8 protein-coding genes are annotated in these 11,135 nt (G+C 70.3%); 6 read left to right on the top strand and 2 right to left on the bottom strand.

What is annotated here, in order from left to right; all coding sequences use genetic code 11:
* Positions 1-19: 19 nt before the first annotated feature.
* The 4 genes from ACZ6ZD_RS00540 to ACZ6ZD_RS00525 all read left to right on the top strand — a co-directional run bounded on the left by ACZ6ZD_RS00540 (position 20) and on the right by ACZ6ZD_RS00525 (position 7,470).
* Positions 20-286, top strand: coding sequence for a DUF2277 domain-containing protein (locus tag ACZ6ZD_RS00540; protein WP_465666881.1), 267 nt, complete (start codon positions 20-22; stop codon positions 284-286).
* Positions 287-508: 222 nt separating this feature from the next.
* Positions 509-802 carry an MGMT family protein gene (locus tag ACZ6ZD_RS00535; protein WP_465666879.1) on the top strand — a complete coding sequence of 98 codons (294 nt, stop codon included), beginning with the start codon at positions 509-511 and terminating at the stop codon, positions 800-802.
* A 222-nt stretch (positions 803-1,024) separates the two neighbouring features.
* On the top strand, positions 1,025-4,240 hold the full coding sequence (locus ACZ6ZD_RS00530) for an ATP-dependent helicase (RefSeq protein ID WP_465666877.1): 3,216 nt from the start codon (positions 1,025-1,027) through the stop codon (positions 4,238-4,240).
* Positions 4,237-7,470, top strand: coding sequence for a UvrD-helicase domain-containing protein (locus tag ACZ6ZD_RS00525; RefSeq protein WP_465666875.1), 3,234 nt, complete (start codon positions 4,237-4,239; stop codon positions 7,468-7,470). Before ACZ6ZD_RS00530 ends, ACZ6ZD_RS00525 begins: the two co-directional genes overlap by 4 nt.
* A gap of 46 nt (positions 7,471-7,516) precedes the next feature.
* On the opposite strand, the gene ACZ6ZD_RS00520 is transcribed toward ACZ6ZD_RS00525, so the two are convergent.
* Positions 7,517-9,088, bottom strand: coding sequence for an HNH endonuclease signature motif containing protein (locus ACZ6ZD_RS00520; RefSeq protein ID WP_465666873.1), 1,572 nt, complete (start codon positions 9,086-9,088; stop codon positions 7,517-7,519).
* 2 nt (positions 9,089-9,090) lie between these two features.
* A complete protein-coding gene (locus ACZ6ZD_RS00515) occupies positions 9,091-9,723 on the bottom strand; it encodes a mycothiol-dependent nitroreductase Rv2466c family protein (RefSeq protein WP_465666871.1) in 633 nt (210 codons plus the stop codon).
* 60 nt (positions 9,724-9,783) lie between these two features.
* Here ACZ6ZD_RS00515 and ACZ6ZD_RS00510 point away from each other — a divergent pair, with 60 nt between their 5' ends.
* On the top strand, positions 9,784-10,380 hold the full coding sequence (locus tag ACZ6ZD_RS00510; protein WP_465666869.1) for a TetR/AcrR family transcriptional regulator: 597 nt from the start codon (positions 9,784-9,786) through the stop codon (positions 10,378-10,380).
* 73 nt (positions 10,381-10,453) lie between these two features.
* Positions 10,454-11,134: a GOLPH3/VPS74 family protein gene (locus ACZ6ZD_RS00505; RefSeq protein WP_465666867.1), complete on the top strand. Its 681-nt coding sequence runs from the start codon at positions 10,454-10,456 to the stop codon at positions 11,132-11,134.
* Position 11,135: the final 1 nt, after the last annotated feature.

Below are 11,135 nucleotides of genomic sequence, written 5' to 3'. Positions count from 1 at the left end.
GGCGCGTAGGGTCGGGGGCATGTGCCGAAACATCACCGTGCTCCGGGGGCTGGAGCCGGCCGCGACCTCCGAGGAGATCCACGCGGCCGCACTGCAATACGTCCGCAAGGTCACCGGCGTCGGCTCGCTGAGCGGCGCCACCCGCGAGCCGATCGAGCGGGCCGCCGCCGAAGTCGCGCGGATCACCGAGCAGCTGCTCGCCGAGATGCCGGAGCGGCGGGTGCCGCCGCAGACCGTGCCACCGCTGCGCCGTCCGGAGGTCCGGGCCCGGCTCGGGCTCGACTAGCGGTCTTCCGATCGGTAGAGGTGCTGGAGGATCCGGCGTACCTGTTGCCCGTCGTGTCCCGTCCGACCCGACATCGCACCAGCTTCCGTGGCCCCCAGCACCCCGGCCTCTTGCGGTGTTCCTGTCTCCAGTGTCCCGGACGTTTCCGGTGTGCCCCGTGCTCGTCGGCGCGCCGTCGAGCCGCTCGTGAGGGCCCTCGCGCCGCTGGCTTAGGTTGGGTCCGTGGATCGGGAGGAATACATCGAAGCGGTGCTGCGGGCGGTGGAGTCGATCCCGCCCGGCAGGGTCGCGACGTACGGCGACATCGCGGAGTTCGTCGGCCAGGGCGGGCCGCGGCAGGTCGGCGCGATCATGCGCGAGTACGGCGGCGGCGTCCCGTGGTGGCGGGTGATCCGCGCGTCCGGCGTCCCGGCGGACGAGGTCGGCGACGAGCAGCTGCACAATTTGCGGTCGGACGGCGTCCGGATCAGCAACGGGCGGGTCAACCTGCGCGAGGTGCGGTGGGATCCGTCATGAGGTGACGCCGCCGGCGCGCGACTCCGCCCCGAGTCTGCGCGCCGCCGGCGCCCCGCGACCGGTCCAGTGGTTGGGGTCACCGACCCGGTGCGTTCGCGGATACCTCTCGACCCTGTGATGCGGATGGTCCGGCGGAAGTTGCGCCGTCCGGTTTTCGGGTCGCGTTCGGTCTCGGCGGGGTGTGCGACGAAGACTGTCGGTGGGGTCTGATGAGATGGGTCGATGGTCAGCAGGCAGGGGTCTCGGTATCGGTTGGTCCGGGCCGAGGGGCGCGCGGCGCAGGCGCCGGTCCTGGATGCCGATCAGCAGGCCGTCGTCGATCATCCGGGCGGGCCGCTGCTGGTCCTGGCCGGGCCGGGCACGGGGAAGACGACGACGCTCGTCGAGGCGGTTGTCGACCGGGTGCACAATCGCGGCCTGAGCCCGGACGAGGTGCTCGTGCTGACCTTCGGGCGGAAGGCCGCGACCGAGCTGCGGGACCGGATCACCGGCCGCCTCGGGAAGACGACGCGCGTGATGCCGTCGATGACGTTCCACTCGTTCTGTTACGCGTTGCTGCGCCGGTTCACGCCGGCCGACGCGTTCGACGTCCCGTTGCGGCTGCCGTCGGGGCCGGAGCAGTCGCTGCGGCTGAGTGAGGCGTTGTCGGGGAGTCGCGAGGTCGGCGCGGTGCATTGGCCGCGCAGTCTGCATCCGGCGCTGAAGACGCGCGGGTTCGTCGACGAGGTGCAGGCCGTGATCGGTAAGGCGCGGCAGCTCGGCCTCGACCCGCAGGACCTGACCGCGATCGGCCGTTCGGCGGAGCGGGCCGAATGGGTCGCGGTCGGCGACTTCTTCGAGGAGTACCTGCAGATCCTCGACCACGAGCAGGTGCTGGACTATTCCGAGCTGATCCATCGCGCGGTGATCCTGGCCCAGCAGCCCGCCGTCCAGGACAAGCTGCGCCGCGAGTTCAAAGCGGTCTTCGTCGACGAATACCAGGACACCGATCCCGGGCAGATCCAGCTGCTCCGGGCCATCGCGGGGGACGGGCGGGATCTGGTCGTCGTCGGCGATCCGGATCAGTCGATCTACACGTTCCGCGGCGCGGATGTGCGCGGGTTGTTGCGGTTCACCGACGAGTTCCGCGGGCTCGACGGGTCGGAGGCGGCGCAGATCGCGCTGGGGACGACGCGCCGGTTCGGGACGACGCTGCAGCGGGTGTCGCGCAACGTCGTGAACCGGCTCGGCGTCCCGGGGACGCTGGATCGCGAGACGTTCGAACGGTTCCGGAATCCGGATGCGTCCAGCTGTGTGTACGGCGCCGGCAAGGTCGAGGCGAATCTGTACTCGACGAGCGGTGCCGAGCTCGAGCACATCGCGGATCTGCTCCGCCGGGCCCACGTTCAGGACGGCGTCGGCTGGCACGAGATGGCCGTGCTGGTCCGGTCGGGCAGCCGGTCGATTCCGCCGTTGCGGCGGGCGCTCGCCGCAGCGGGGATCCCGGTCGACGTCGCGGGTGACGAGTTGCCCCTGTCGCGGGAGCCCGCCGTCCGGCCGATGTTGCTGGCGCTGCGCGCGGTGGCGGATCCGGTGACCCTGACGGTGGACGTCGTCCGCGCGTTGGCGTTGTCACCGTTGGGGGCGATGGACGCCGGGCAGCTGCGGCGGCTGGCGCGGGTGCTGCGCCGTCGGGACCGGGAGGCGGCGGACGGTCAGCGGTTGCCGCGATCGTCGGACGAGCTGCTGCGCGAGGCGTTGCTGAACCCGTTGCTGCTCGACGAAGAGGCGTCGCCGGCTGAGGCGCGGTTCGCGGCGCTGGGCGAGCGGTTGCTCAAGGCAAGGAATATCGTGAACGCCGGCGCCGCGCCGGACGAGGTGATGTGGTCGCTGTGGTCGGAGTCGCCGTGGTTGCGCCGGTTGCGCGGCCAGGCGAACTCGGGCGGCGAGTCGGCCCGCGCGGCGAACCGGGATCTCGACTCGTTGTGCGCGTTGTTCGACGCGGCGGGGCGAGCCGAGGAGCAGATCGGGTTCAAGGGCGTCTCGGCGTTCCTGAGCGAGCTGGAGTCGCTGGACATCGCGGCGGACAACCGCTTCGACGGCACGTACCGGGAGGCCGGCGTCCAGCTGATGACGGCGCACCGGTCGAAGGGTCTGCAGTGGCGGCTCGTCGTGGTGGCGTCGGTGCAGGAGGGCCAGTGGCCGGATCTGCGGCGGCGGGGTTCGTTGCTGGAGCCGGATCGGCTGGGCACGGACGGGTTGATCGAGCCGCTGTCGGCGGGCGCGTTGCTGGCGGAGGAGCGGCGGCTGTTCTACGTCGCGATCACGCGCGCGCGGGAGCGGTTGATCGTGACGTCGGTGCAGGCGCCGGAGGCGGATGGGGATCAGCCGTCGCGGTTCCTCGCCGAGCTGGACATTCCGTTGAAGCTGGTGGCCGGCCGGCCTCGGCGTCCGCTGTCGTTGCCGGGTCTGGTCGCCGACTTGCGGTGTGTGCTGGCGGATCCGGCGTCGTCGCCGGCGTTGCAGCGGGTCGCGGCGGACCGGTTGGCGCAGTTGGCCGATGCTGTGGACGACCGTGAGTACGCGCTGGTGCCGACGGCCGATCCGGCGCGCTGGTGGGGCGTTCGGGAGCGGACGCGCTCGGAGCGCCCGATTGCGGATCCGGAGCTGCCAGTGCCGCTGTCGGGGAGTGCGCTGACGACGATCGTGGACTGTCCGCTGCGGTGGTTCCTGACCAGGCGTGCCGGTGGTGAGACGCCCAGTACGGCGGCGATCGGCTTCGGCCAAGTGCTGCACACCCTTGCCGATGCGGTCGCGACCGGCACGCTCCCGCCGTCCGCCGACGAGCTGAACGGCTGGCTCGACAAGGTCTGGACGCAGCTCGACTTCGAGTCCGCCTGGATCTCCGACCGCGAGCGGACCGAGGCCGACCAGGCCCTGCGCCGGTTCGTCGCTTGGCATCAGGGCCGACCCGACCGCACGCTGGTCGGTACCGAGGTCGAGTTCGACGTCCTCCTCCCGGACGCCGGCCAGCCCGCCGTCCGGATCAAGGGCCGGATGGACCGGGTCGAGTCCGATCCCGAGGGTGCCATCCGCGTCGTCGACCTCAAGACTGGTCGCACCGTCCCGACGAAGCCGGCCGTGGCTCGCCACGTCCAGCTGGCCATCTATCAACGGGCCATCCAGTCGCGGCAGCTCAAAGCGTTGGGTGAGTCAGTGGTGGCCGGCGGCGCCGAGCTCGTCCAGCTCCGTCACGACGAAGCCGGCTTCCCCAAAGTTCAGCATCAGGGGCCGTTGGAGGCTGACGAAGACGGCCAGACCTGGCTCGACGAGGCCGTCACCGACGCCGAGCAGATGATCCGGACCGAGAGCTTGGTTGCCCAGCGCAACGACGGTTGTACCCGCTGCGAAGCCCGCGCGCTCTGCCCCATCCAACCCGAAGGTCGAGAGATCGTATGAGTGCTGTGAAGCTGCGGACGACGGCAGAGCTGTGCGACCTGCTGGGGATTCCGTTCAGTGACCAGCAGCTGGCGGCTATCACGGCGCCGTTGGCGCCGGGTGTGATCGTGGCGGGGGCCGGGTCGGGGAAGACGACGGCGATGGCGGCTCGGGTGGTGTGGCTGATCTGCACCGGGCAGGTGCAGCCGGAGGAGGTGCTGGGGCTTACCTTCACGAAGAAGGCCGCCAATGAGCTGGATGTGCGGATCCGGGACGACCTGACGAAGGCCGGCGTCCTGGGGTCGACGCTGCCGCGGGATCAGCATCCGATTCTGGCGGCGCATCTGCGCAGCAACGTGCCGAACTGGGAGCCTGAGGAGCCGGGCGAGCCGGTGGTGTCGACGTACCACGCCTTCGCGGGGACGTTGATCACCGAGCACGGGTTGCGGCTCGGCCTCGAGCCGGATGCGCGGGTGCTCGCCGATGCGACCAGGTTCCAGCTCGCGGGCCGCGTCGTACGCCGTTCGTCCGGTCCGATCCGCTTCGCGTCGCACCATGTGCCGACCTTGGTCAACAGCCTGCTGTCGCTGGACGGCGAGCTGGCCGATCACCTGCTGAAGGCGGACGCCGTCCGCGACCACGACGACGCCGTCCGGAACGAGGTCGCCGCCGCGCGCAAGCAGACGGTCGAGGTGCGCAAGTTGGCCGAGACCGCGTTGAAGCGCAGTGAGATCCTGCAGCTCGTCGAGGAGTACCAGGCGTACAAGGCCGAACGCGGCGTGGTCGACTTCGCCGATCAGATGGCGCTCGGCGCCCGGCTGGCGGAGGAGTGCCCGGAGGTCGCCGTCGCCGAGCGCGGGCGGTACAAGGTCGTTCTGCTCGACGAGTACCAGGACACCTCGGTGTCCCAGCGCCGGATGCTGACCGCGCTGTTCGCCGGTCCTGACGGCCGCGGCCACCCGGTGACCGCCGTCGGCGATCCGTGCCAGGCGATCTACGGCTGGCGCGGTGCGTCCGTCGCCAACCTCGACGAATTCCCCGAGCACTTCCCGAACGCCGACGGCAGCCCGGCCCGCCGGTATGTCCTGAGCGTCAACCGCCGGTGTGGCAGCCGCATCCTCGCCGCCGCGAACCAGCATGCCGCCGAGCTGTACGAGCAGCACCCCGGCGTCATCCCGCTCGAAGCCCCTGCCGACGCGCCCGAGGGTGCGATCACGGTCGGTCTCTTCGAGACCCGTTCCCAAGAGATCGAGTGGGTCGCCGACGCCATCGTCGCCGCGCACCAGACGCGGGGGCGGCGCTGGAAGGACATCGGCATCCTGATGCGGACGAACGTCGACCTGAGCGCCGTCCATGAAGCGCTGATCGCGCGCAAGGTCCCGGTCGAGGTGGTCGGCCTCGGCGGCTTGCTCGCGCTGCCCGAGGTGGTGGACGTCGTGGCCACGCTGCAGGCGGTCAACGATCTGACCGCGAATGCCGCGATGCTCCGCATCCTGACCGGCCCGCGGTACCGGATCGGCCACCGCGACCTGGCGCTGCTCGCCAACCGCTCCCGCGCGCTCGCCGACACCGGCGACCGGCCCGCCGCTGACGACCTGGTCGCCGCGCTCGACGCCGCCGTCGCCGGGATGGACGCCACCGAGGTCATCTCCCTGGCCGAAGCGGTCGACGACCCAGGGACCGAGGCCTGGGGCTACTCATCCGAGGCGCTGAGCCGGTTCAAGGAGATCTCGACCGAGCTGCGCGAGCTCCGCGCCCATGCCGGCGAGCCGCTGCTCGATCTCGTCCGTCGGGCGATCGCGACCATCGGCCTGGACGTCGAGCTGACCGCGACCCCCGACCATGTCGACTCCGGCCGCCGCGACCACCTGGCCGCCTTCTTGGATGCCGTCGGCAACTTCGTCTCGACCGAGTCGGACGGTTCGCTCGACGGTCTGCTCGCCTACCTGGCCGCCGAGGAGGAGTACGCGGCCGGCCTCGATCTCGCCGTCCCCAGTGAGGCGGATTCGGTGAAGCTGCTGACCACGCACCGGTCCAAGGGCCTGGAGTGGCCGATCGTGTTCGTGCCGACACTCGTTCAGAAGGTGTTCCCGTCCGACCGCGGCCGGGACAAGTGGACGACGAACGCGAAGGTGCTGCCCTGGCCGCTGCGCGGTGATGCCGACACCCTTCCCGACTTCCACGATCTGTCGAATGCCGGATTGAAGGCTTTCGCCGACGAGTGCAAGGAGGTCAACTCGCTGGAGGAGCGCCGCCTCGGGTACGTCGCCTTCACCCGTGCGAAGGAGATCCTGGTCGCGACCGGCCATTGGTGGGGTCCGACGCAGAAGCGCCCGCGCGGGCCCTCGTCGTACCTGGAGACGTTGAAGAAGCACACCGGTGAGCGCGTGATTGCCTGGGCGGACCAGCCGGAGCTCTCCGCGGAGAACCCGGAGCTCGCCGAGCAGACCACGGCTGCCTGGCCGGCGGCGTACGACGCGGATGCCTACCGCCGCCGGCTCGACGCGGCCGAGCTCGTCCAACGTTCTCGCGCCGAAGGGCCCTCGGTCGCGGCCGAGGATTCGCTGCTCCTCGACGAGCAGGCGTTGGTCGCCCGCTGGGACTCCGAGATCGAGCGTTTGTTGTCCGAGGCAAGGGAATCCCGCAGCCGTAAGGCGTACGACGTCACCCTGCCGGCTGCCCTCTCGGCGACCCAGGTGATGCGCCTGGCCAAGGACCCGGACGGCCTCGCCTCCGAGCTCGCCCGCCCGATGCCCCGCAAACCCAACCGCGCGGCCCGCTTCGGAACCCGCTTCCACGCCTGGGTCGAGTCCTACTTCGGTCAGCAGCTCCTGATCGATCCCGACGACCTCCCCGGCGCGGCCGACGAGGACATCGTCGACGACACCGACCTCACCAAGCTGATGGACGCCTTCCGCACCGGCCCCTACGGCGAAACCACGCCGTACGAGATCGAAGCCCCCTTCGCCCTCTCTCTCGACACCCGCACCATCCGCGGCCGCATCGACGCCGTCTACCAGGTCGTCCGCCCCGACGGCTCCCGCGGCTACGACGTCGTCGACTGGAAAACCAGCCGCTCCGAATCCGCCGACCCCCTCCAGCTGGCCATCTACCGCCTCGCCTGGGCGGAGCTGATGAACATCCCCCTCGACCACGTCACCGCGGCCTTCTACTACGTCCGCACCGGCGACGTCGTCCGCCCCGACCACCTACCCGCCAAACCCCAACTCATCGAGCTGCTGAACGGCTGACCCGCCGGCGCGACCCCGCCAGGACAGGCCGGACCTACCGGCCGGCTCATGATCCCCAGCGGTTGGCGGCGCCGGAGGCCAGCGCCGGTACTTCGCCCCAGATCGCCACGTCGACGGCGTCACCCGAAGCGGGGTTGACCTCACGCGGAACGGGTTCGTCTGAGTCGTTCTGCGCAGGCGGTGGCGCAGCCTGGCCAGGTGGCGCGGGGCTGGAAGGAGGCGGGCTGGGTTTCAGCCGTCGTCGGCCCGGTGGGCTGGCCCACGCGGGTTGAGCGACCTGAACCGTGCCATCGATGATCGTGATGTGCCAGTGGCCTTCATGTAGATCGCTGTGGTGCTGGCGGCACAGCAGCACCAGATTGTGAATGGCGGTGACGCCGCCGTCGATCCAAGCACGGAGGTGGTGAGCGTCGCACATGACCGGCGGCGCGCCGCAGACAACGCAGCCGCGGTCGCGGGCGTTCAGCGCGCGGCGCATACCGCGCGTGACCAGACGCTCGGCGCGGCCGACGTCGAGGGGTTCGGAGTTGCTGCCGAGCACGATCGGTATGACCTTGGCGTCACAGGCGATCCGGCGGACGGCGGCCGCTGACAGGCCGTCGCCGTAGACGGTGTCGCCGATGGCGTGCGCGGTGGCCGCCTTGAGGTCGTTGAAATCAATGGTGACGCTGAGGGTGGCCTTCGCTCCGAAGCCAGGAACCCAATGCACAGCCTCGGCGGCCGGTGCCGTCGCGGCATCCGTAGGCTCGGCGGGCATCCGGCGTGGGACGCCGACGTCCAGGGCTGCCTCGGCGATCGACAGCACCGTGGACAGACCATCGGCCTGGCGCTTCTCGAGCGAGCGAGGATCCGGCTCGCCGTCCAAGGTGCGATAAGGGCGGGAGTTCGCGTGGATCAGGGCGCGCAGCCGTTCGGCGTTCTCGTTGGCCAGGAATCCGCGGAACTTCACACCGTTCACCGCGCGGCCGATGATGAGGGACTCGCGAGCGGCGGCCTTGTGTTCTTCGGGCTCTGGACCGTTGGCGTCGAGCAGGTCGCGGATACGTTGGCCGCTGGACTGGAGGTCCATCGGCGACAGGTGTGCGCCCAGACCGACCAGCTGCTCCTCGGCGACCTTCACCTCCTCGACCGGAACGCTGGTCGGAACGCGCTCCAGCGCGGCGACGATCGCCTGTGCCTGTCCCGGATACAGGATGATCTGAGGCGGGACGGTCTCCGGCGTGCCGTCGGGCGTGGGCACGGGCGTTTCGGTATCGGGCAACGCCTCCGCGACGGCGGGGTACTTCGTCAAGGCGGTCGCGAGCTGGACGTCTCGGCGGGCTTGGCCGCGGTCGAGCCGATAGCGCCGCGCCAGGAGGTCGGCGGTGTCGCGGGCGCCGATCTCTTGGGCGTAGCGCCGTTGGTGCAGCTCTGCGATGTCGTGCAGACGACGGGTTTGGAGCCGGGCGATCTCAGCATCGATCGCGTCGAGGTCCGACAGCAACTCGCCGTCGGACATCGACCACGTCGGTCGCTCGCCGAGAAATCCCATGCCGGCAACCGTAGATATCCCCACCGACAGTTTTCGCGCCAGCCGACCGGATCTATCAATTCCCTTGCTAGAAGCAACTTTCTGCACGCTCAGTTGCAGGCGGGGAGGGTGGGTGGGGTGGGGGTGAAGGCGGTGAAGGTGGGGGTGGTGGCGAGGAGGGTGAAGGCGTCCCAGAGGGGGAGGGCTTCGGTGGGGGAGACGGGGGCGGTGAGGAGGGCGCCTTGGGTTAGGAGGTGGTCGTCTGTCAGGAGGGCGGGGATGACGGGGGTGGCGCCGGTGCGGGTTTCGAGGTCGGCCATGGATTCGTGGATGAGCTTGTCGCGGGTGTCGTCGTCGGCGGCGGACAGGTAGCTGAGGGGGAGGCCGACGGCGGTGAGTGCGGTGGTGAGGGTTTCGCGGGTCGGGGGCTGCGGTGGTTGGCCCGGTGTGAAGACGTGGCTCACCCAGGCGAGGTAGAGGGGGACGACGGCGTCGTGGCGGTCCTCGGCCTGGAGCGCGGTGAAGACGCGGGTCAGGCGGAGGGACTGGCGGCTGGTCTCGACCGCCATGGCGGCGATGAAGTCGGGGGCACCGGCCGGTGGGCGGTCGCCGTCGCGCAGGTACAGGCTGAACGGCCGCAGGCGGACCTGAAGGTCGCGGGCGGGGGCGACGGCGGCGATCCACTGAACGGCCAGGCCGCTCCAGGGGCAGGCGGGGTCGGCGGCGATCTCGAGCGCTTTCATCATACTCTCCATCTCTTCGTCATAGTAAGACTCTGATGAACAGAGTGATAGATTCTGCGGGTGGCTGTCAAGGACGAATCGCATCGGGCCCGCCAGGCGCAGGCGACCAAGGAGCAGGTGGCGGGCGCGGCGCGGGTGCTGTTCGCCGAGCAGGGGTACGTCGTGACGACGATCGCCGCGATCTCGGAGGCGGCCCGGATCCCGGCCCAGACGATCTACTCGGCGTTCGGCAACAAACCGGCCATCCTGCGCGAGATCGCCCGGCTCTGGATCGCCGAGGCCGACACCCGCCGCCTGACGCAGGAGTCGCTCGCGCTCGCCGACCCGGTCGAGCGGATGCGCAGCGCCGCGCACTGGCAGACCCGACAGTTCGAGACCGGTATCGACGTGATCCGCATCTACCAGGAGGCCGCGCGGGCCGACCAGCGGATGGCGGCGGAGCTGCAGCGCGTCTGGGGCGCCCGCGAGCACGAGCTGGCGCTCTTCCTGCACTCCTTCGACGGCCGGCTGGCCCACGACCCGCAGCGCTCGCTCGACCTGTTCCTGGCCTGTACGGCGACCGAGATCTACCAGCTCCTGGTTCTCGACCGCGGCTGGCCGATCGCGGAGTACGAGTCCTGGCTGGCCGGCACGCTGGTCGCGCAGCTGCTGATCTGAGACTTCAGAGGGATCTGCCAGATCGCTCGCGTGGGGGATGTGCGCCAGTTCACGGCGCACCTAGGTTGAGACCATGTTGATTGCCGAGGATCTGCTATTGCTGCTGTACGACGACGACTCCGGCAAGCCGATCGCCGGATCGCCAGGCCTGGACTACGCGCTGGCCGGAGCCGTCCTGATCGAGCTGACCGTGCTCGGTAAGCTCGACATCACCGCGGCCGGCGACGGGGTCAAACCCGGCCGGCTCAAGGTGGTCGACCCGACCCCGACCGGTGACCCGGTGCTCGACGAACGCCTCGCGTACGTCGTGGAGAAGCCCGGCAAGAAGCCGAAGGACCAGATCGGCCGGCTCTCCAAGAAGCTGCGCGACCAGCTGCTCGTCCGGCTCGCCGAGCGCGGCATCCTCGAGGCGGACGCCGGCAAGGTGCTCGGCCTGTTCCCGGTCACCCGCTGGCCGGCTAAGGACGCGCGCCACGAGGGCGAGGTGCGGACGGCGCTCGAGGCCGCGCTGCGGATCGGGACGACGCCCGACCAGCGCACCGGAGCGCTGATCGCCTTGCTGAGCGCGCTGAACGTCGTCCCGAAGGTGGTCACGGACGCCGTCGACAAGCGTCAGCTCCGCCAGCGGGCGAAGCTGATCGCCGAGTCGGACTGGGCCGCCGAGGCGGTCAAGAAGGCGGTCACCGAGATGCAGGCCGCCGTCACGGCGACGATCGTGGTCGCGTCGACCGCGGGCGCCGCGGGCAGCAGCTGAG

This window comes from Kribbella sp. NPDC104218 (genome assembly GCF_055584105.1).
Note: the sequence above shows the minus strand (reverse complement) of the source record. Positions and strands in the feature narration are given on the sequence as shown.